The organism is Jejuia sp. G7-7, from assembly GCF_055808955.1.
On the sequence record NZ_JBVVSZ010000002.1, the window covers coordinates 393,900 to 414,489 of the forward strand.

20 protein-coding genes and 3 pseudogenes are annotated in these 20,590 nt (G+C 31.5%); 14 read left to right on the forward strand and 9 right to left on the reverse strand.

What is annotated here, in order from left to right; genetic code table 11:
• Window positions 1-185 precede the first annotated feature (185 nt).
• Complete coding sequence (locus tag AC0L5U_RS11955; protein ID WP_473416630.1) at window positions 186-1,085, forward strand: glycosyltransferase; 900 nt, start codon at window positions 186-188, stop codon at window positions 1,083-1,085.
• Window positions 1,086-1,108: 23 nt separating this feature from the next.
• Entirely contained in the window at window positions 1,109-1,231 is a 123-nt protein-coding gene (locus AC0L5U_RS11960; protein WP_473416631.1) for a hypothetical protein, read from the forward strand.
• On the opposite strand, the gene AC0L5U_RS11965 is transcribed toward AC0L5U_RS11960, so the two are convergent.
• A complete protein-coding gene (locus AC0L5U_RS11965; protein ID WP_473416632.1) occupies window positions 1,214-2,260 on the reverse strand; it encodes a sensor histidine kinase in 1,047 nt (348 codons plus the stop codon). The two genes, AC0L5U_RS11960 and AC0L5U_RS11965, sit on opposite strands and share 18 nt — an antisense overlap.
• Window positions 2,260-2,934, reverse strand: a pseudogene (locus AC0L5U_RS11970) (response regulator transcription factor). Before AC0L5U_RS11970 ends, AC0L5U_RS11965 begins: the two are co-directional and overlap by 1 nt.
• A gap of 201 nt (window positions 2,935-3,135) precedes the next feature.
• Between AC0L5U_RS11970 and AC0L5U_RS11975 the strand changes: the two are divergent.
• The 3 genes from AC0L5U_RS11975 to AC0L5U_RS11985 all read left to right on the forward strand — a co-directional run bounded on the left by AC0L5U_RS11975 (window position 3,136) and on the right by AC0L5U_RS11985 (window position 5,029).
• Window positions 3,136-3,477 carry a T9SS type A sorting domain-containing protein gene (locus AC0L5U_RS11975; RefSeq protein WP_473416633.1) on the forward strand — a complete coding sequence of 114 codons (342 nt, stop codon included), beginning with the start codon at window positions 3,136-3,138 and terminating at the stop codon, window positions 3,475-3,477.
• A 112-nt stretch (window positions 3,478-3,589) separates the two neighbouring features.
• Window positions 3,590-4,570, forward strand: a complete 981-nt coding sequence (locus tag AC0L5U_RS11980) for a LuxE/PaaK family acyltransferase (RefSeq protein WP_473416634.1) — start codon at window positions 3,590-3,592, stop codon at window positions 4,568-4,570.
• 45 nt (window positions 4,571-4,615) lie between these two features.
• Window positions 4,616-5,029, forward strand: coding sequence for a YHS domain-containing (seleno)protein (locus AC0L5U_RS11985; RefSeq protein ID WP_473416636.1), 414 nt, complete (start codon window positions 4,616-4,618; stop codon window positions 5,027-5,029).
• Window positions 5,030-5,181: 152 nt separating this feature from the next.
• Here AC0L5U_RS11985 and tyrS read toward each other — a convergent pair whose 3' ends face one another.
• Window positions 5,182-6,486: a tyrosine--tRNA ligase gene (tyrS, locus tag AC0L5U_RS11990; RefSeq protein WP_473418283.1), complete on the reverse strand. Its 1,305-nt coding sequence runs from the start codon at window positions 6,484-6,486 to the stop codon at window positions 5,182-5,184.
• 86 nt (window positions 6,487-6,572) lie between these two features.
• Between tyrS and AC0L5U_RS11995 the strand changes: the two genes are divergently transcribed.
• Window positions 6,573-7,571 (forward strand): NAD-dependent epimerase/dehydratase family protein, encoded by a 999-nt coding sequence (locus AC0L5U_RS11995; RefSeq protein ID WP_473416637.1) that lies wholly within the window; start codon window positions 6,573-6,575, stop codon window positions 7,569-7,571.
• Here AC0L5U_RS11995 and AC0L5U_RS12000 read toward each other — a convergent pair.
• The 3 genes and pseudogenes from AC0L5U_RS12000 to AC0L5U_RS12010 form a co-directional block, all read right to left on the reverse strand.
• Window positions 7,543-8,004, reverse strand: coding sequence for a DUF4296 domain-containing protein (locus tag AC0L5U_RS12000; protein WP_473416638.1), 462 nt, complete (start codon window positions 8,002-8,004; stop codon window positions 7,543-7,545). The two genes, AC0L5U_RS11995 and AC0L5U_RS12000, sit on opposite strands and share 29 nt — an antisense overlap.
• Before the next feature lie 31 nt (window positions 8,005-8,035).
• Window positions 8,036-9,381: pseudogene (locus AC0L5U_RS12005) on the reverse strand (dihydroorotase).
• Window positions 9,347-10,108 carry a polyprenol monophosphomannose synthase gene (locus AC0L5U_RS12010; RefSeq protein WP_473416639.1) on the reverse strand — a complete coding sequence of 254 codons (762 nt, stop codon included), beginning with the start codon at window positions 10,106-10,108 and terminating at the stop codon, window positions 9,347-9,349. The pseudogene AC0L5U_RS12005 and the gene AC0L5U_RS12010 overlap by 35 nt, the downstream one beginning before the upstream one ends.
• A 184-nt stretch (window positions 10,109-10,292) precedes the next feature.
• Here AC0L5U_RS12010 and AC0L5U_RS12015 point away from each other — a divergent pair, with 184 nt between their 5' ends.
• Both AC0L5U_RS12015 and AC0L5U_RS12020 read left to right on the forward strand, forming a co-directional pair.
• Window positions 10,293-10,892 (forward strand): DUF4271 domain-containing protein, encoded by a 600-nt coding sequence (locus AC0L5U_RS12015; RefSeq protein ID WP_473416640.1) that lies wholly within the window; start codon window positions 10,293-10,295, stop codon window positions 10,890-10,892.
• Window positions 10,893-10,910: 18 nt separating this feature from the next.
• Window positions 10,911-11,660: a uroporphyrinogen-III synthase gene (locus AC0L5U_RS12020; protein ID WP_473416641.1), complete on the forward strand. Its 750-nt coding sequence runs from the start codon at window positions 10,911-10,913 to the stop codon at window positions 11,658-11,660.
• A gap of 102 nt (window positions 11,661-11,762) precedes the next feature.
• On the opposite strand, the gene pckA is transcribed toward AC0L5U_RS12020, so the two are convergent.
• Window positions 11,763-13,358, reverse strand: a complete 1,596-nt coding sequence (gene pckA / locus AC0L5U_RS12025; protein WP_473416642.1) for a phosphoenolpyruvate carboxykinase (ATP) — start codon at window positions 13,356-13,358, stop codon at window positions 11,763-11,765.
• Window positions 13,359-13,453: 95 nt separating this feature from the next.
• Window positions 13,454-13,840, reverse strand: coding sequence for a DUF423 domain-containing protein (locus AC0L5U_RS12030; protein ID WP_473416643.1), 387 nt, complete (start codon window positions 13,838-13,840; stop codon window positions 13,454-13,456).
• A 38-nt stretch (window positions 13,841-13,878) separates the two neighbouring features.
• Here AC0L5U_RS12030 and AC0L5U_RS12035 point away from each other — a divergent pair, with 38 nt between their 5' ends.
• The 3 genes from AC0L5U_RS12035 (at window position 13,879) to AC0L5U_RS12045 (ending at window position 16,507) form a co-directional block, all read left to right on the forward strand.
• Window positions 13,879-15,243 (forward strand): saccharopine dehydrogenase family protein, encoded by a 1,365-nt coding sequence (locus AC0L5U_RS12035; protein WP_473416644.1) that lies wholly within the window; start codon window positions 13,879-13,881, stop codon window positions 15,241-15,243.
• Window positions 15,244-15,414: 171 nt separating this feature from the next.
• Entirely contained in the window at window positions 15,415-15,882 is a 468-nt protein-coding gene (locus AC0L5U_RS12040; RefSeq protein WP_473416645.1) for an Lrp/AsnC ligand binding domain-containing protein, read from the forward strand.
• Between the two features lie 85 nt (window positions 15,883-15,967).
• Window positions 15,968-16,507: a DUF3575 domain-containing protein gene (locus AC0L5U_RS12045; RefSeq protein ID WP_473416646.1), complete on the forward strand. Its 540-nt coding sequence runs from the start codon at window positions 15,968-15,970 to the stop codon at window positions 16,505-16,507.
• Window positions 16,508-16,594: 87 nt separating this feature from the next.
• On the opposite strand, the gene AC0L5U_RS12050 is transcribed toward AC0L5U_RS12045, so the two are convergent.
• The gene (locus tag AC0L5U_RS12050; protein ID WP_473416647.1) at window positions 16,595-18,139 is read right to left on the reverse strand and encodes a glycine--tRNA ligase; all 1,545 of its coding nucleotides are present in this window, start codon (window positions 18,137-18,139) and stop codon (window positions 16,595-16,597) included.
• A gap of 89 nt (window positions 18,140-18,228) precedes the next feature.
• Between AC0L5U_RS12050 and AC0L5U_RS12055 the strand changes: the two genes are divergently transcribed.
• The 3 genes and pseudogenes from AC0L5U_RS12055 (at window position 18,229) to AC0L5U_RS12065 (ending at window position 20,588) form a co-directional block, all read left to right on the forward strand.
• Entirely contained in the window at window positions 18,229-18,456 is a 228-nt protein-coding gene (locus AC0L5U_RS12055) for a hypothetical protein (RefSeq protein WP_473416648.1), read from the forward strand.
• On the forward strand, window positions 18,453-18,902 hold the full coding sequence (locus AC0L5U_RS12060) for a ComF family protein (RefSeq protein ID WP_473416649.1): 450 nt from the start codon (window positions 18,453-18,455) through the stop codon (window positions 18,900-18,902). Before AC0L5U_RS12055 ends, AC0L5U_RS12060 begins: the two co-directional genes overlap by 4 nt.
• A gap of 73 nt (window positions 18,903-18,975) precedes the next feature.
• Window positions 18,976-20,588 (forward strand): annotated as a pseudogene (locus AC0L5U_RS12065) (Ig-like domain-containing domain).
• Window positions 20,589-20,590: the final 2 nt, after the last annotated feature.

The following is a 20,590-nucleotide window of genomic DNA, read 5'->3' on the forward strand; positions in this document are numbered from 1 at the left end:
AATTGGTAAAATTAAACAAATATATGAGAGCCTTAATATCTTATCTTTGATAAAAAGTCATTTAACTTTGAAAAAATAATGATTTTAGCAAAAATATGCGTGGGGGATTGAACGGCATGTTTGATCCCGATGATAATCGGGAGAGTAGTGAAAGCCCGACCCTTGGGCACGCCTAATTATTACTAATGAAAAAACGAATTTTAGTTGCGTCTTTAAATTGGGGATTGGGACATGCTACGCGATGCATACCAATTATAAAGACACTATACACCAATGGATTTGAACCGGTAATTGCTAGTGACGGAGCTGCATTGTTATTATTAAAGAAAGAATTTCCAGAGTTTTTCGCTATTGAATTGCCGTCTTACAATATTACCTATTCCAAAAAAGGGAAACACCTTAAGCTAAAACTTCTGAAAGACTCCCCGAAATTATTGAAAGCCTTTACCGCAGAAAAGCTTGCTGTTAAAAATATTCTGGAAACTTATAATATTTCGGGAATTATTTCGGACAACCGATTAGGGGTTTATAATAAAAATGTACCTTCTGTTTTTATGACGCACCAATTGAATGTTTTAAGCGGAAACACAACATGGTTGAGTACAAAAGTTCATGAGAAATTCATTAGCCGTTTTGATGTGTGTTGGGTACCTGATTTTGAAGGGTCTCTAAATTTTTCGGGAAAATTAGGACACAAAGCGAGTTTTGGAATCCCTATTAAATATATTGGAGCATTGAGTAGGTTTGACATCAAAAACACAGATATTACTATTGATTTACTGGTTTTACTTTCTGGACCTGAGCCGCAACGTACTTTACTTGAAGAAAAACTTTTTGAGGAAACTAAAAACTATAACGGGAAAATTGTGTTTGTTAGAGGCGTCATGGAAAATGAGCAAATTGTTGAGTTTAAAGACAGAGTAACCGTGTATAATTTTATGACTTCTCAATTATTAGAAAAAACGCTGAATGAGAGCAAATTAGTACTGTGCAGGTCGGGTTACACAACTATTATGGATTTAGCTAAATTAAAAAAGAAAGCTTTTTTATCCCAACTCCCGGACAAGCTGAACAGGAATATCTAGCTGAGCGATTCAAAGGAGAAGGTTTGGTACCAAGTGCAACTCAAGATGAGTTTTCTATAAAATTATTAGATGATATTTCAGAATTTAAAGGCTTAAAATCTTTTAATACTGAAACAGATTTTAAAGATTTATTTAGCCTTTTCTAGCGTAAATGAGAACTCACTACCTACACCGTATTCGCTTTCTACATATATACGTTCGTCATGTGCCTCGATAATATGTTTTACTATTGACAATCCTAAACCTGAACCTCCTTCATTTCTAGAACCACTTTTATCTACACGGTAAAAACGTTCAAATAATCGGGCTAAGTGGTTTTTCTCGATACCCTCTCCATTATCAGTTACACGAACAATGGCTTTATTTTTAATAAGATTTTCTATACTTACCTCAGTTGTACCTTTTTCTCGTCCATATTTTAAAGAATTGATGAGAAGATTTACAAGCACTTGCTGTATGCGTTCTTTGTCGGCACGTACCATTACATTTTTATTATAATCTCTATCAAAGGTTAAGGTTATCTTTTTATCAATGGCACGCATTTCTACCATACCAAAAACTTCTTTTACTAATTCAACTACATCAAAAACTTCTGGTTTTAGTCTTAAATCGCCTGCTTCTAACTTTGTTATTAAATCTAAATCACTAACTATATAACTCAACCGCTCTACTGCACTATTTGCCCTTTCTAAGTATTTTTTTCTGATATTTTTATCGTTCATTGCACCATCTAGCAATGTTAAAATATAACCTTGAATTGTAAACAGAGGTGTTTTTAACTCGTGAGATACATTCCCTAAAAACTCTTTACGGTATTGCTCTCTTACTTTTAAGGTTTCAATCTCTAATTTTTTATCACGTGCAAATTTATCAATCTCTTGGGTAAGTGTTGCCATATCGGTAGTTATAGCACCTCTTGTTAAACTTGTAGATTCTAAAAGCGTTAAATCATCATATATAGCTTTTACGCGTCTGTATATATGGCGCTGTACTCTATATTGAATAATAAAAAAAGAAAAAGTGAAGCAAGTAATTGCAAATACTAAAACGGGCAACCTTTTAAATGAGAAATAATAGTACAAAAAAACACTCATTAAGAGTGTAAATAATAAGGTAATATAAAGCGATGTATTTATCGCAAACTTATAAGATTTTTTAAATTTTATCTGCTGCATTAGTCTACAAACTTGTAGCCGACACCTTTTACCGTTTTAAAGCTTTTATCTCCTATTTTTTCACGAAGTTTACGGATATGTACATCGATTGTTCTGCCACCTACAACAACCTCATTACCCCAAACTTTGTCTAAAATCTCGTCTCTCTTAAAACTTTACCTGGTTTCGACGCCAATAAAGATAATAATTCAAACTCTTTTCTAGGTAAAATTATCTCTTTTCCTTTTAGGATTATTTTATATTCGTCTCTATTAATAACAAGGTTTCCAATTTTCATGGTATCTTTAACATCATCTTTGAAACGTCTTAATAAAGCTTTTACTTTACTAACTAAAACCTTTAGGCTTAATTGGCTTTGTAATATAATCGTCAGCACCTGCATCAAATCCAGCTACTTGAGAATAATCTTCGCCTCTAGCAGTTAAAAACGTAATAACAACATCTTTTAAATCAGAATTTTTTCTGATAATCTCACATGCCTCAATACCATCCATTTCAGGCATCATCACATCTAGAATAATTAATTGTGGTAATTCTTTTGCTTTTTTTACAGCTTCAGCACCATTTTCAGCAGTAATTACTTGATAACCTTCATTAGATAAGTTATAACCAACTATCTCTAAAATATCAGGTTCATCATCTACTAAAAGTATTTTTATGTCTTTTTTATTCATTGCTGAATCTGTGGTTTTATATTCCGAAAGTAAATATAAAACTATTAGCTTTAATTCTTAAAAAATAAAAACATTAATAACAATATGATAACACTACAACTTATTAAAAATTAACTTTTCGACGAAAAACGCAAACTTTTAACACCTTTTTGGTATGGCTTTTGATGATAATGCACTACTTTTATTAAACCAAAGTTTACTATGAAGAAACACTACTTTTTTTACTTGTTTTTGGCTTTTTTATTCATGACAACTCAAAATGGGTTTTCGCAGAATACAGACTTTAACACGCCTAATAACCAAAGTATAGAAGGGCTTTCGGTATTCCCAAACCCAGTAAACAATGGTAAATCTGTTGTATTTATCACTACAAAAAGTAACGCTTTAAAACAAGTTACTATTTACAATGTTTTAGGAAAGCAAATAGCATCGGCTGTTTCTACACGTAAAGAATTGAACATTTCTTCTTTAACTTCTGGTGTCTATATTTTAAAAATTACTGAAAATTCGATTAGTGAAACTAGAAAGCTAGTGATACGCTAATTTCCACATAAAATTTAATTTAAAGCATTGCATGAAGCAATGCTTTTTTATTTGCATATTTTTGTCTTGATTTTAAACTTCTTAAATTATCAAGTACAATTTGCTTTAAAGAATGATTGATCATAGTGCAATTTTTAATATTAAAGATGCTATTGAATTTGAAAATTCAGCACTAAACCTGTTTAAATTTCAATTTGAAAACAATAGCGTTTACCGTTCATTTTGCGATTTAATAAACAGACATCCAAGTGATGTAAAAACGCTTGAAGACATTCCTTTCCTGCCGATTCAATTTTTTAAATCTCATAAAATAATTTGTGAAAATTTAGATACGGAAACCATTTTTTCAAGTTCTGGAACTACTGGTTCTATAACTAGTAAACATCATGTTACTGATTTGAATTTATATAAAAAAAGTTTTCAAAAAGGGTTTCAAGAATTTTATGGTAGCGTTGAAGACTATGTGGTTTTAGCATTACTACCTTCTTATTTAGAAAGAGAAGGTTCGTCACTTATTTACATGGTCGATGCTTTAATTAACAAATCCAAATCTTCTGAAAGTGGTTTTTATTTGGACAACCTAACAGAATTAAAAAACAAGCTTGTTCGCTTAGATTCCGAAGGAAAAAAAGTACTTTTAATTGGTGTTTCTTTTGCTCTATTGGATTTAGTTGAATCTGGAACACTCAACTTAAAAAACACCATTATTATGGAAACTGGTGGTATGAAAGGACGCCGAAAGGAACTTATTAGAACAGAATTACATAAAATTTTAAAAAGCGGATTTGGGGTTAATAATATCCACAGCGAATATGGTATGACTGAACTTTTAAGTCAGGCGTACTCCAACGGAAATGGTATTTTTAAAACACCAAGTTGGATGAAAATTTTAACTCGAGATACTGAGGATCCGCTAACTATTCAAAAGGAAGGAAAAACAGGAGGTATTAACGTTATCGATTTGGCGAATACTTACTCTTGTGCCTTTATTGCAACTCAAGATTTAGGAAAAATTTACAATGATGATTCATTTGAAGTTATTGGACGCTTTGATAATTCTGATATTCGTGGTTGTAATTTAATGGTATTCTAAAGTAAAGTTATAGATTGTTTTTCGACTTAGCATTAAACTTTAAGTATGAAAATAGTTGTTCTCCTAGTTCTTCTCTATTCAACATCGCTTTTTTCTCAAACCATAGATTACAACTCAAAAAAAGGCTACGCAGTTAACGGCTATGATGTTGTGGCTTATTTTAGTAATATAGTTATTGAAGGCAATAAAAACTACACATCTACTTTTGATCGCGTGAATTATAAATTTTCTTCGGAAGAAAACCGCAACACCTTTATTAAAAATCCAGAAAAGTATTTACCGCAATATGGTGGCTATTGTGCTTATGCCGTAGCTTTGAAAAACAATAAAGTGTCCATTAATCCGAAATCGTTTTTAATTAAAGATGATAAATTGTATTTGTTTTATAATGCTTGGGGCACTAATACTTTGGAATTATGGCAAAATGAAAATCATGATGCTCTAAAAAAAGAAAGCTGACGACAACTGGGAAGTCATAAAATTTGTTAAATAACTTTCAGCAACCGAAAGTTATTGAAAACAATCTCGACAAAACTGAAGCTAAGAATAAAGAAAGATTATTTTAGTAAGTTGGTTAGTTTGAAAGCCCGATTTTTACATCGGGCTTTTTTTTATTTTACAATTAAAACGAAATAGCTTTTTTTACCACGTTGTAACAGTACAAACTTATCGTTTATTAAATCTAATTGGGTAATTTTATAATCTTCTTTTACCTTTTCTTTATTAACTGATATTGAGTTTTCTTTAAGCGCGCGTCTTGCTTCTCCGTTAGATTTTAAAAAACCTCCTTTTTCAGCCAATGCAGCAATCATATCTAATCCGTTATCTATTTCTGATTTATCAATTTCAGTTTGCGGCACACCTTCAAAAACATCTAAAAAAGTTTGTTCATTAAGTTGTTTTAAATCATCCCCTGTAGATTTTCCAAACAGAATAGCACTAGCTTTAATAGCATTATCTAAATCTGCTTCACTATGTACCATTTTAGTGATTTCTTCAGCTAAACGCTTTTGTAAGATGCGTAAATGTGGCGCTTCACTATGTTCAGAGATTAATCCGCTGATTTGATCTTCTTTTAAAAACGTAAATATTTTAATATACTTTTCAGCATCTTCATCACTTGAATTTAACCAGTATTGGTAAAATTTATAAGGCGATGTTCTATTCGCATCCAGCCATACATTACCACCTTCTGACTTTCCAAATTTAGAACCGTCAGATTTAGTTATTAACGGACACGTAATAGCATAGCCTTTTCCTCCACCAACTCTTCTTATAAGTTCTGTTCCCGTTGTGATATTTCCCCATTGGTCGCTCCCTCCCATCTGGATAGAGCAATTATTAGCTTTGTATAAATGTAGAAAATCATACCCCTGTACTAACTGGTATGTGAATTCTGTAAAACTCATTCCTTCTGTAGATGCATCAGAATCTGAAGAAATTCTATTCTTTACAGAATCTTTAGCCATCATATAATTCACAGTAATATGCTTTCCAACATCACGAATAAATTCTAAGAATGAAAAGTCTTTCATCCAATCGTAATTATTCACTAAAAGAGCAGCATTTTCAGCATCACTTTCAAAATCTAAAAAATGAGCCAATTGATTTTTTATAGCTTCTTGATTATGGCGTAAGGTTTTTTCATCTAACAAATTACGCTCACTAGATTTTCCTGACGGATCTCCAATCATACCTGTTGCACCTCCAACTAAAGCCACAGGTTTATGTCCGCAACGTTGGTAATGCGCTAACAACATAATAGGCACTAAATTACCGATATGTAAAGAATCTGCTGTAGGATCAAAACCAACATAAGCACTTCGCATGCTTTCCATCAAGTGTTCTTCAGCTCCTGGCATAACGGTGTGTATCATGCCTCTCCAAGTTAATTCTTCTACAAAATTCTTTATCATCATATCTAATTTTAGAAAACTAGCGCAAATATAAAAATACGCATACAAATAGGCAGCGATTCTCAATAATTCTTTACTTTCGTTCTATGATTTTAGTTACTGGAGGCACAGGCTTAGTAGGTGCGCATTTACTTTATAAATTGGTTTCAGAAGATGAACCTGTTAGGGCTATTTTCCGTAATGAAAAGAAACTTCAAAACGTAAAAAACGTATTTTCTTGTTACACAGAAAACTACAAAAGTTTATTTGATAAAATTGATTGGATAAAAGCTGATTTATTAGATATACCTTCACTTGACGAAGCACTTAAAAACATAAATTTTGTGTACCATTGTGCTGCATTTGTATCTTTTGAGCCTGATAAATACCAACTACTAAGGCGAACAAATATTGATGGAACTGCAAACATGGTTAATTTATGTATTTCTAAAAATGTAAAGAAATTGTGTTATGTAAGTTCTATCGCCACTATTGGTAATCCTATAAAAAATGAAGCGATTACCGAAGAAACAAAATGGAATCCAGAAGATGATAATAACGTTTATGCTATCACAAAATATGGTGCTGAACTTGAAGTTTGGAGAGGTACTCAAGAAGGTTTAGATACTGTAATTGTGAACCCAGGCGTTATTTTAGGAGCTGGCATTTGGCGTTATGGTTCTGGGAACATCTTTAAAAAAGTATCTAGAGGATTAAAATACTATACTGAAGGAAGTGTTGGACTTGTTTCTGTAAAAGACGTGGTAGAAATTATGACACTTCTTTTAAAAAGTGACATTAAAAATGAACGCTATATTTTGGTTGCCGAAAACTGGTCTTATAAATTATTTTTACAATCTATAGCCAAAGGTTTGAAAGTAAAACCACCTAACAAAATCGCAAAACCTTGGTTGCTAAATATTGCATGGCGATTAGATTGGTTAAAACGTAAAATTATAGGGAAACGACGTGTTTTAACTAAACACATGGCTAATTCATTAGTTACAAAAAAAGAATACAGTAGTAAAAAGATAGAAAAAGAACTTGGCTATAAATTTGAATCTATTTCTAATACAATTACTCGGGTGTCAAATCTTTATGGGTAACAGGAGGTATAAGTCCTTCTTCTATTTCTAATTCCATAGGACCACTAGGTTCAATTAATTCTAATTCATTCTCTAAACGTTTTAAAGAATCTCTCTTAATTTTTGCCTTACGCTCTTCTTCAAGAATTTCTTTGTAATGAGTTTTTAGTGTAGACAAACTATCTTTTACACGCCCATATATATCAGTATACTCATCCATATAATAAGCGTAATATGCATTACTCTCAGCAAAACTAGTACTGTCTATATTATATTTTTGATATACATAATGTTCAGGTATCACATTAACACTATCTAAAATTTTTTTATCACGTCCAGTTACTGCTGCCATCAATCTTAAATCAATAAGAATATTTACCATTTCATCTTTAGAAATGAGATTATCTGGCTTATCTGGTTTATTGTATTGGTAACAAGACGTAAAACCTATCAAAATACAAAAAAGTAAACTTATTTTTTTAGCATTATCTATTAAATGTTAATCTTCTTGCAGCTTTTACCTTCGGAAATTTAAAATTTTGATACACTAAACTACCATTTAAAATGGTATGTGTAATTCTTGATTTAAATGTTGCCCCTTCAAAAGGAGACCAACCACATTTGTATAAAATATTATCTTTTTTACAGTCCATGGGCTATTCAAATCCACAATAACCAAATCTGCAAAGTAACCTTCTTTAACATACCCCCTGCGCTCTACTTGAAATAAAATAGATGGATTATGACACATTTTTTCAACTATTTTTTCGATTGAAATTTTACCTTTATGGTACATTTCTAACAATGCTGGTAAAGCATGTTGCACTAATGGACCGCCTGATGGCGCTTTAGTATAAACGTTTTTCTTCTCCTCTATTGTATGTGGAGCGTGGTCGGTCGCAATAACATCTATTCTGTCATCTAGCAAAGCTTCCCATAATTGATCTCTATCCTTTTCAGTTTTAACAGCAGGGTTCCACTTAATGGCGGTCCCTTTTTGTTTATAATCTTTATCAGAAAACCAAAGATGATGTACACAAACTTCGGCAGTTATTTTTTTATCTTTTAAGGGGATTTTGTTTGAAAATAAATTTGTTTCCTTACCTGTTGATAGATGAAAAACATGTAATCTCGCACCAGTTTCTTTAGCTAATTCGATAGCTTTTGAAGATGATAGATAACAAGCTTCCTCACTTCTGATAATTGGATGTTTCTCAATAGGAATATCTTCACCATATTCATCTAAGTATTCTTGAAAATTCTTTTTTATAGTAGCTTCATCTTCACAATGTACAGAAATTACCATATTAGTACTTTCAAATATCTTTTTTAATACTTTTGGATCATCCACCAACATATTTCCTGTAGAAGACCCTAAAAATAATTTCAACCCTGCAACAGCTGTTTCATCTACCTTTAATATTTCATCTAAATTATCATTAGTACCACCAAACATGAATGAATAATTAGCTGATGAAGTTTTCGCTGCAATTTCAAATTTCTCTTCTAATTTTTCAACAGTTGTGGTTTGCGGACTCGTATTAGGCATTTCTATAAAAGAAGTAATTCCTCCTGCTATTGCAGCCTTAGATTCAGTTTCTATATCTGCTTTGTGTGTCAAGCCAGGTTCTCTAAAATGAACTTGATCATCGATAGCTCCTGGTAAAACATATTTTCCTTCGGCATCTATAACATTTACATCGGCAGATTTTGCACTAATAGATGTATCTATTTTTTTGATAAACTCGCCTTCAATCAATATATCTCCACTAAAAATTGAACCTTCGTTTACAATTTTAGCATTTTTTATAAGTGTCTGTTTTACTTTCATTTTTTTCTTTTTTAAATAAACTCTTCATCTTCATGGAGATTACACCAAATACAGCTTCAGAAATAATTCCTGAACTTAACTTAGATTCCCCTCTTGTTCTATCTGTAAAAATCACAGGGACTTCTACAATTTTAAATTTCTTGATATAAGCCTTAAATTTCATTTCAATTTGAAATGCATAACCTATAAACTTAACCTTTGTTAGATCCAAAGTTTCAAGAACAACACGTTTATAACATACAAAACCTGCAGTAGTATCCTGTATTCTCATTCCTGTAATCAAGCGCACATATTTTGATGCCATATACGACATTAAAACGCGATTCATAGGCCAGTTTACTACATTTACACCCGTAATATATCGTGAACCAATTGATACATCTGCTCCATCAATTGCGCAAGCATCGTACAACTTTTGCAAATCTTTTGGATTATGTGAAAAATCAGCATCCATTTCAAAAATATAATTATATTTTCTAACCAAACTCCATTTAAAACCAAGAATATAAGCCGTACCTAATCCTTGTTTTTCTTCTCTTTGCTTTAAATGTAACCTACCTGCAAATTCAGTTTGAAGTTCTTTTACCTTATCAGAAGTACCGTCAGGAGAATTATCATCCACAACAAGAATGTGTATGTATCTAGATTCTAAAAATACGGCCTTAATAATAGCTTCAATATTTTCAATCTCGTTATAGGTTGGAATAATAACTACTGCGTCCTTCATTTAATATGATATAGTAACAATAAAATTTATCTTGCTTTATTGAAAATACTCAGACAAATGTACATTTTTAAGATATTCTTTTTTTAAAAATTTCGTAATATTTTGCCATCTCTACAAATTTTATGATAATTTTAACCCATGCTAAGGGAAGTACCTTCATATACATTATTTACAGTTTTAATGGTTGTTTGCCTTTTTTGTAATAGCTATTGCAAAAAGTATTGCTCCCAAACGGTTTGAAGAATTCGTTTTGGTTATAGGAAACTCTAAATATTTAAAAATTTACGGCAAGGATCAAAAATTTTTAGATTATTACGATGGTTTATTGTTTTTGAATTTAATTATTTCATCCGCCATATTTTCTGTTTTATGCATTCAAAACTTTATTAGTGAAACTGAAGCTAACATTACGCTTGTTGTCAAACTCATAGTAGGTATTGGGATTTTTATTCTTGTTAAAGTATTACTGGAGCGTTTAATTGCTAGCTTGTTTGAAATTGACACTATAATTGACAATTATCTCTTTCAAAAAATAAGTTACAAAAACTATCTAGGCTTATTATTGCTGCCTATTAACGCAATTTTGGTGTTTGGTATTCCTCCAACTAGAAACATTATTTTGGGTACTATTATCTTGCTTTTTATAGTGAATATAAGTGGTTTATTTACAACGTTTAAAGTGTATCAAAATGAAATAAAAAATAACTTGTTTTATTTTATTTTGTATCTTTGCGCTCTCGAAATCGCACCCTATATAATTATATACTCGGTTTTTAGCACATAATTTAACTATTTTGAACCTATGAAAGTGAAGACCATTTTAGTATCTCAACCAGAACCTAAAATTGAGAATTCTCCCTATTTTGATTTACAGGAGAAGCGAAAAGTGAAAATAGATTTCAGACCTTTTATTCATGTAGAAGGGGTTTCTGCTAAGGAAATTAGACATCAAAAAATTGATTTAAACAATTATACTGCTATTATTTTAACGAGTAGAAATGCAGTAGATCATTTTTTTAGAATAGCTAAAGAGATGCGTTTCAATGTTCCTGATTCCATGAAATATTTTTGTCAGTCTGAAGCAGTTGCTTACTATCTTCAAAAATATGTAGTGTATAGAAAACGTAAAATTTATGTTGGAAAACGCACATTTGCTGAATTATCTCCATTAATAAAAAAATATAAAGACGAAAAGTTTTTATTACCAAATACTGATAAAGTAAAACCTGCTGTTCCTAACACCCTTGATGCTTTAGGTGTAGACTGGAAACAAGCAACATTTTATAAAACTGTTGTAAGCGATTTATCTGACTTAGCTAATGTATCTTATGATGTATTGGTGTTTTTTAGTCCTTCTGGAATTGAATCTTTATTTCAAAATTTTCCAGATTTTCAGCAAAATGAAACTAGAATTGCTGTTTTTGGAAATACAACAATTAAAGCTGTTGAAGAAAAAGGTTTACGTGTAGATATATCTGCTCCAACGCCTGAGACACCTTCTATGACAATGGCCTTAGAGAAATATATTGAAAAAGTAAATAAAGGAAAATAAAACGCTCATCTATTGAAGCGCAACGCTCCACGCTCTATAACAAATTAAAAAGGGATGAATTTTATAATTCATCCCTTTTTAATTATCCAAACTTTTTAAAGTCTAAAACGCATAGCGTTGAGGACCTCCTCGTCTAATTTCCTCTGTACAATGTTTTTCAAATTTTTTAAAGTTTTCTCTAAATGCATTAGTTAATTTAAAAGCTGTGGTGTAATATGCTACATCGTCGTTCCATGTTGCTCTGGGACTCAATACACTTGTTGGTACTCCAGGGCAAGTTCTTGGTTGTGCCACTCCAAATACTGAATGGATATGGTAATCGTCATAGTTATACAAACCTAAATCGCCATTTAACACAGCATTAATCATTGCTCGTGTATATTTCAATTCCATACGAGTTCCAATTCCGTAAGGACCACCTGTCCAACCTGTGTTTACTAACCAGACATTTACACCAGCTTCAATCATTTTTTTACTTAACATTTCTGCATATTTAGCGGGATGCAATGGCATAAAAGGCGCACCAAAACATGCCGAAAATGATGGTTGTGGCTCTTTAACTCCAGCTTCTGTACCTGCAACTTTAGCGGTGTACCCAGAAATAAAATGATATGCTGCTTGACTTGGCGTTAATTTTGAAATAGGAGGAATAACACCAAAAGCATCCGCAGTTAAAAAGAAAATATTTTTTGGATTTTTACCTACAGAAGGCACTTTGATATTTTCAATATGATGAATTGGATAACTTACTCTTGTATTTTGTGTAATTGAAGTATTTCCAAAATCTACATTAGATTTTTCATCTAAAATTACATTTTCAAGAATCGCTCCTTTTTTAATAGCATCATAAATCTCAGGTTCTTTATCTCTAGACAGATTAATAACTTTAGCATAGCAACCTCCTTCAAAATTAAAAATAGAATTTTCGCTTGTCCAGCCATGTTCATCATCTCCAATTAAACTTCTATTAGGGTCAGTAGAAAGTGTGGTTTTTCCTGTCCCAGACAATCCAAAGAAAATAGCTGTATCTCCTGCTGCACCAACATTTGCACTACAATGCATTGGTAATGTGTTTTTATCAACAGGAAGAATAAAGTTTAGTGCAGAAAAAATGCCTTTTTTAATTTCGCCTGTATAACCTGTTCCTCCAATTAAAGCAATTTTCTTAGTGAAATTTAATATTGCAAAATTATGTTGCCTTGTTCCATCTTCATCTGGAATTGCCATAAAACCTGGAGCATTAACTATAGTCCATTCTGGGGTGAAACCTTCTAATTCCTCAGAATTAGGACGTAAAAACATATTATGCGAAAACATATTACTCCAAGAATATTCATTAATAACACGAATATTCAATTTGTAATTCTCGTCTGCACAAGCATAGCAATCTCTTACAAAAACTTCTTTTTCAGATAAATAATCAACTACCTTATCGTACAGTTTATCAAAATTTTCGGTTGAAAACGGAATATTTATATCTCCCCACCAAACTTTATCTTTGGTAATAACATCTTTTACTATAAATCTATCTTTAGGAGAACGCCCAGTAAACTCTCCAGTATTAACAGCTAATGCACCAGAAGAAGCTTCAACACCTTGCCTTTTTTCAATTGTAATAGTGTGTAATTCTTCAGCAGATAATTGGTAGTGTGCCGTAGCTTTTTTTATACCATATTTTTCTAACGAAATTGTACTCATAACTTTACTATAGTTTGATGTTATTTTTGAAAATAAAATAATTATTCAGCAAAACTATGATAAAATTTTCGACTAAAAATATAATATTCGTATTTTTATTGCTTTAATTTTATGAAATTAATAATTAAAACCACCCATGAGCTAATTAAAAACAATCCACCAATTGGAGTTACAAACCCAATGGATTTAAAATTAAATGCAGAAAGTTTATCTGTAGCAAGACCATAAATAGACCCCGAAAACAACAAAACACCAATAATAACAAGATAAAATATGATGTTTTTATATCCAGAAGTTACAAGCGGAGAACTACCAACAAAAAGTAAAAATAGTGCGTGATACATTTGGTAGCGCACACCAGTTTCAAAAGTTTGAAGATTCTCTGGAGATAAATAAGGTTTCAATCCATGGGCAGCAAATGCGCCAATAACTATTGATAACAGACCTAAAACAGCGGAGGTAATTAAAATAATTTTGTTCATACTAAAAGTTTAAACAAATCTAATTAACAATTAGCAATATGCGAAAGATTTTAGTCATAGGTTCGGGTAAGTCAACATCTTATCTATTAAAATATTTATTACAGAAGTCAGATTCTGAAAACCTATTTATTATTGTAGGAGATCTAGATGTGTCAAATGCACAAAAAATCACAAAAAACCATCAAAATTCACAAGTAATTGTATTAAACGTTTTTAATGACAAGGAGCGTTCAAATGCTATAAAAAATTCAGATATCGTTGTTTCAATGCTTCCTGCTCGATTTCATAAAGTCGTAGCTAAAGATTGTATTTTATTAGGAAAACACATGGTTACAGCTTCGTATGTAAGCCCAGAAATGGAAGCATTACATGAAGAAGCAAAATCAAAAGGTATTATTTTAATGAATGAAATAGGTGTTGATCCAGGTATCGACCACATGAGTGCAATGAAAGTTTTGGACAATATTAGAGATAAGGGCGGAAAAATTATTTTATTCGAATCCTTTACTGGCGGATTGGTAGCGCCCGAAAGCGATAATAACTTATGGAATTATAAATTTACTTGGAACCCCAGAAACGTGGTTACTGCAGGTCAAGGTGGTACTGCTAAATTTATTCAAGAAGGTAGTTACAAATACATTCCTTATCAACGTTTATTTAGGCGCACCGAATTTTTAGAGATTGAAGGTTATGGCAGGTTTGAAGCCTATGCCAACCGAGATTCTTTAAAATACCAAACGGCTTATGGATTGAAAAATATTAAAACACTTTACAGAGGTACTATGAGGAGAGTAGGCTTTAGTCGTGCTTGGAATATTTTTGTAAGCCTAGGAATGACTGACGATAGCTTCACCATTGAAGATAGCGAAAATATGAGCTATCGCGATTTCACAAATGCTTTTTTACCATATAGTCATAAAGACTCTGTAGAATTAAAACTGCGTCATGAACTAAAAATTGACCAAGACGATGTATTATGGGAAAAACTTATGGAATTAGATATTTTTAATCCTAATAAGAAAGTAGAACTTAAAAATGCTACACCAGCACAAATACTTCAAAAAATTTTAATGGATAGCTGGACTTTGTATGAAGATGACAAGGATATGATAGTAATGTATCATAAGTTTGGTTATGAACTCAATGGCAAAAAACACCAGATTGACGCTAGTATGGTTGCCATTGGCGAAGATCAAACTTACACAGCAATGGCTAAAACTGTTGGTTTACCTTTAGCAATGGCTACTTTGGCTATTTTGAATGAAAAAATAATTGCAACAGGTGTTCAAATTCCTATAACGAAAGAGATTTACAAACCTATTTTAGAAGAATTAGAAGACTTTGGTATTTCTTTTCAAGAAAAAATTACGCCTTATTTAGGCTATAATCCTTTGAATAATTAATATAATAAATAAACCAATCCCTATTTTAGTTAATTACTTGAAATTAAGTAAATTACAAATTCTGTGTTTTAAATTAAAACTTAAAAAACAACTTCGGTGTAATCATTAAGCAATAAACTTATTCCTAATTGAAATCAAATTATTACTTTTATGTTTTAATTTGAAATTTAAATGAAAAAAACAACGAAACCAACCACTATTGACGGCATTGATAAAAAAATTCTTAGAACCTTAATGGACGATGCCCGAACACCTATTTTAGAAATCGCCAGAAACGTAGGTATTTCTGGAGCTGCTATACACCAACGTTTACGTAAATTAGAAAAATCTGGTTTATTAGCTGGCTCAAAATTTGTAGTAAACCCTGAAGTTTTAGGTTTTGATACCATGGCTTTTGTGGGCGTATATTTTGATAAGGCTGCAGATGCTCCACTCATTATAAAACTCTTAAAACGAGTTCCAGAAGTTTTGGAATGTCATTACACAACTGGTAATTGGAATGTATTCTTAAAAGTTCTTTGCCAAAGTAACGACCATTTAATGCAAACTTTGAATACAATACAAGAAATTAATGGTGTATCTAGAACTGAGACTTTTATTTCGTTGGCGCAACAAATTCAAAGACAAATAAAAATCTGATAAAAAATCATTTTTTCTACGCAACTCATTTCGTGAAATTGCATCTCTTATGTAATTATTTACAATAAACTTAAACAAATACTTAATGAAAAAATCTTTAGTGTTAACGCTTGTTGCGTTACTAATTTTTGCATTTTCTTTTTCTCAAGAAGAAAAAACTAAACAAACTTCAGAAAACTTTAATGAATTAAAAATTAACGGACTATACCTTGTTCTTGGTGCTTTTGATGTGACCTATGAACGCACAATAAATGAAGAATCTGCTTTTGGTATAAATGTATTTTTACCTTTTGATGACGATATTAATGATGAAGTAAATTATTATATATCACCTTATTACCGTTTTTATTTTGGAAAAAAATACGCAGCTGGTTTCTTTTTAGAAGGATTTGGAATGCTTAACTCAACTAATGATTATTTCTTTTCTAATAATTTTGATTCCACACTTAAAAAAGATAATATTACTGATTTTGCTCTAGGTATTGGTTTAGGAGGAAAATGGATTACCAATAGTGGATTTGTTGGCGAATTAAATTTAGGATTTGGAAGAAATCTTTTCAATAGTGATAGATACGATTACGAAATTATTGGAAAAATCGGTATTAATCTTGGCTATAGGTTTTAATACTATTTAGCAAAAATAAAACAAAAAAACCAAGTGATATACTTGGTTTTTTTGTTTTATTCAAAATATTGTCTTCTTAGAAATTTACTATTTCATCTTCATCAACCAATTACGAACATCAACTTCTTTTTTAATAATATCTTTTAAATCATCTATTTTAACGCGTTGTTGTTCCATCGTATCTCTATGACGAATAGTAACCATATTATCTTCTAAAGTATCATGATCTACAGTAATGCAAAATGGAGTACCATTAGCATCTTGTCTTCTATAACGTCTTCCAACTGCATCTTTTTCATCATAAATAATATTGAAATCCCATTTTAGTTCTTCAACTATTTTACGTGCTACTTCTGGCAAACCATCTTTTTTAACTAAAGGTAAAACTGCTGCCTTAACTGGTGCTAAAACACTAGGTAGTTTCAAAACTGTTCTAGTAGTTCCGTTTTCTAAAGCTTCTTCTTGTAATGCATTAGAAAATACTGCTAAAAACATTCTATCCAAACCTATTGATGTTTCCAGTACATAAGGCACATAGCTTTTGTTTTCTTCATGGTCAAAATATTGTAATTTCTTTCCTGAAAATTCTTCATGCGCTTTTAAATCAAAATCAGTCCTAGAATGAATTCCCTCTAATTCCTTAAACCCAAACGGAAACTTAAATTCTATATCCGCAGCTGCATCAGCGTAATGTGCTAATTTTTCATGGTCGTGAAAACGGTAATTATCAGCTCCCATCCCCAAGGATAAATGCCATTTCATTCTTGTTTCTTTCCAATGTTCATACCATTTGGCTTGAGTACCAGGTTTTATAAAAAACTGCATTTCCATTTGTTCAAACTCACGCATTCTGAAAATAAATTGTCTTGCTACAATTTCATTTCTAAAGGCTTTACCAGTTTGCGCAATCCCAAAAGGAATTTTTAAACGACTAGTTTTCTGGACATTTAAAAAGTTTACAAAAATACCTTGTGCTGTTTCAGGACGTAAATACAAATCCATAGCACTTTCAGCAGAAGCACCTAATTTTGTTCCAAACATTAAGTTGAATTGCTTAACATCAGTCCAATTTTTACTTCCTGTTAATGGATCAGCTATTTCCAATTCTTCAATTAATGCTTTTACATCAGCTAAATCTTCATTTCCTAAAGATTTTCCCATTCTAGCAAGAATAGTGTTTATCTTTTCTTGATATCCAACTACGCGTCCGTTAGTTGACAAGAATTCTTCTTTATCAAAAGCATCACCAAAACGTTTTACTGCTTTTTTTACCTCTTTTTCAATTTTAGTCTCAATTTTAGCACAATAGTCTTCAATTAAAACATCGGCACGATAGCGTTTTTTAGAATCTTTATTATCAATTAAAGGGTCGTTGAACGCATCAACGTGTCCAGAAGCTTTCCATGTGGTAGGATGCATAAAAATTGCAGCATCTATTCCTACAATATTTTCATTCATCTGCACCATGGCTCGCCACCAGTAGTCTCTAATATTTTTCTTTAACTCCGCTCCGTTTTGAGCGTAGTCATAAACTGCGCTTAAACCATCATAAATTTCGCTACTTTGAAATACGTACCCGTACTCTTTTGCATGCGAAATCACCTTCTTGAATGTATCATCTTGATTTGCCATAGGTGCAAAAATATGAAAGTGCAGAAAACAAATTCAAATGTTTACTGTTTTTTTATTTAAGTTTACAAAAACAGTAAATCTAAAAATAATTGAAATCCATCATCAACTTATTTTTTCCTAAAGTTTGTTACGCTTGTTCCAATTACCTATCGGATAATGAGAATACCATTTGCATCATTTGCAGACATGATTTACCTGTAACCGATTTTCATTTTAACAATGATAACGTCATTCAAAACACACTACGCGGACGTGCAAAAATTGAAAACGGAACTGCTTTGTTTCGTTATGAAAAAAAGGACCTGTTCAGCAATTGATACATGGTTTAAAGTATCGAGGTTATGAATATATTGGCGTACTTCTGGGAGATTGGCTAGGTGGTGAGCTTAAAACGGTCGAAGCTTATCAAAATATTGATATGGTAATTCCTGTACCAATGCATCCTAAAAAACAGAAAAAGAGAGGTTTTAATCAAGTGGCAAAATTTGGACAACAAATAGCAGAAGCTATAAACTCCAAATATGTGGATGATGTTTTAATAAAAATAACAAACACAACATCTCAAACCACAAAAAAACGCTTTACACGTTGGACTAATAGCGATGAACTATTTGCTTTAAAAAATATTTCCACCATAGAAAACAAACATATTCTTTTAGTGGATGATATTATAACAACAGGAGCTACTTTAGAAGCATGCATTTCTGTTTTAAGTCAGGCAAAAAATATTAAAATAAGTATTGCTACCATGGCAATAGCCTAAAGAATATTATCGTTTGTAGTTGAAGCAAATCTCTCTAAATTTATGTAGGTTTGCGTAAAATTTTATTTAGGCAATGAGTAATAGGCTTATAAACTTTCTTTTAATTGTAATAATTAGCTGTGTTTTTATCAACTGCGCAAATCGTGGGACACCAGGTGGTGGCGAAAAAGATATAGAACCACCTGTAATTACTAGTACTTATCCAGAAAACTATTCTACCAATTTTAAAGCTAAAGAAATTGAGATTGAATTTAATGAATTTATCAAAATAAAGAACTTACAAAAGCAGTTGATTATTTCCCACCAATGAAAAATCAACCTGAAATAACACCTTTAGGGAGCGCAAGTAAATCTATTAAAATTAAAATTTATGACACTTTGCCTCCAAATACCACCTATGCTTTTAACTTCGGAAATAGTATAGAAGACAACAACGAGGGCAACCCATACACCTATTACAGATACGTATTCTCTACTGGCGATTATATTGATTCTTTAACTGTTTCTGGAAATATAACAGATGCTCTTAAACGCGAACCGGAAACTTTTGTTTCTGTGATGCTTTATGAATACGAGAAGGATTCAGTCTTTAATGATTCTATTATTTATAAAGAAACTCCTAAATACATTACCAATACTTTAGACAGCTTAACAACTTATACCATTGAAAATGTAAAAGCTGGGAAGTATCTATTGGTTGCGTTAAAAGACAAAAATGGAGATAATAAATTTCAGCAAAAATCAGATCAAATTGGATTTCACAAAAGCTTTATCGACATTCCAACAGACTCTACTTATAATTTAAGATTGTTTAATGAAATTGTTGACTTCAACCCTTCAAGACCACAATTGGTCAATGGAGAAAAAATAATGATTGGATATGAAGGCGACTATACAGGTGTTAAAATTAACATGAAATCTGAAGTACCAGAAGATTTCAAGTCCCGCATTACCAAAAACAAAGAAACGGACACATTATTTTATTGGTATCATCCAAAACTTGAAGTAGATTCTTTAGTTTTAAATATTGAACACCCTAAATTTAATAAAGATTATACCGTAAGAATCCGTGATAAGGAAAGAGACTCTCTTTTGATGAGTTCTGAACCTAACGGAAGCATTCGTTATACCGAAGATTTTAAAATTTCTGGAAATATACCTTTTTCTTATTTTGACGTTTCCAAAATAGAGCTTATCGACAAAGATTCGCTTCCTGTAACATTTGAAACTAAAACCTTTGATTCTATTTCAAATACCTATGTTTTATCTTTTAAAAAGACAGAAAGTAATGAATATAATATGAAAGTATTCCCAAATGCATTTACCGATTTTTTTGAAAACACAAATGACACACTTAATTACTCGGTAAGGACGCAAAAACAAGATAGTTATGGCAATTTTCGTTTGATTGTATCTAATGCTGTTTACCCAATTATTGCTCAGCTTACGGATAAAAATGGAGACGTAAAATATGAGGAATATTCAACTAAACAAGAACCAATTGACTTTCTAAATCTCAGTCCTGGGAATTATTTTATCAGAGTAATTTTTGACACTAACGGCAATAAAATTTATGATACTGGAAATTATTTGAAGAAGATTCATCCAGAAATTGTAAAACACTCTGAAAAACAAATAGAAGTACGTTCAGGATGGGATGACGAAACCAACTTTACTTTAAAATAGAT

What these genes read in the sequence shown, in the direction of transcription:
- AC0L5U_RS11985 (WP_473416636.1), top strand. Translation starts at nt 4,616, where the DNA reads ATGAAAATAGTTGTTCTCCTAGTTCTTCTCTATTCAACATCGCTTTTT.
- AC0L5U_RS12045 (WP_473416646.1), top strand. Translation starts at nt 15,968, where the DNA reads ATGAAAAAATCTTTAGTGTTAACGCTTGTTGCGTTACTAATTTTTGCA.
- AC0L5U_RS11975 (WP_473416633.1), top strand. Translation starts at nt 3,136, where the DNA reads ATGAAGAAACACTACTTTTTTTACTTGTTTTTGGCTTTTTTATTCATG.
- AC0L5U_RS12010 (WP_473416639.1), bottom strand. Translation starts at nt 10,108, where the DNA reads ATGAAGGACGCAGTAGTTATTATTCCAACCTATAACGAGATTGAAAAT.
- AC0L5U_RS11955 (WP_473416630.1), top strand. Translation starts at nt 186, where the DNA reads ATGAAAAAACGAATTTTAGTTGCGTCTTTAAATTGGGGATTGGGACAT.
- AC0L5U_RS11980 (WP_473416634.1), top strand. Translation starts at nt 3,590, where the DNA reads ATGATTGATCATAGTGCAATTTTTAATATTAAAGATGCTATTGAATTT.
- AC0L5U_RS12030 (WP_473416643.1), bottom strand. Translation starts at nt 13,840, where the DNA reads ATGAACAAAATTATTTTAATTACCTCCGCTGTTTTAGGTCTGTTATCA.
- AC0L5U_RS12020 (WP_473416641.1), top strand. Translation starts at nt 10,911, where the DNA reads ATGAAAGTGAAGACCATTTTAGTATCTCAACCAGAACCTAAAATTGAG.
- AC0L5U_RS12050 (WP_473416647.1), bottom strand. Translation starts at nt 18,139, where the DNA reads ATGGCAAATCAAGATGATACATTCAAGAAGGTGATTTCGCATGCAAAA.
- AC0L5U_RS11995 (WP_473416637.1), top strand. Translation starts at nt 6,573, where the DNA reads ATGATTTTAGTTACTGGAGGCACAGGCTTAGTAGGTGCGCATTTACTT.
- AC0L5U_RS12035 (WP_473416644.1), top strand. Translation starts at nt 13,879, where the DNA reads ATGCGAAAGATTTTAGTCATAGGTTCGGGTAAGTCAACATCTTATCTA.
- AC0L5U_RS12040 (WP_473416645.1), top strand. Translation starts at nt 15,415, where the DNA reads ATGAAAAAAACAACGAAACCAACCACTATTGACGGCATTGATAAAAAA.
- tyrS (WP_473418283.1), bottom strand. Translation starts at nt 6,486, where the DNA reads ATGATAAAGAATTTTGTAGAAGAATTAACTTGGAGAGGCATGATACAC.
- pckA (WP_473416642.1), bottom strand. Translation starts at nt 13,358, where the DNA reads ATGAGTACAATTTCGTTAGAAAAATATGGTATAAAAAAAGCTACGGCA.
- AC0L5U_RS11965 (WP_473416632.1), bottom strand. Translation starts at nt 2,260, where the DNA reads ATGCAGCAGATAAAATTTAAAAAATCTTATAAGTTTGCGATAAATACA.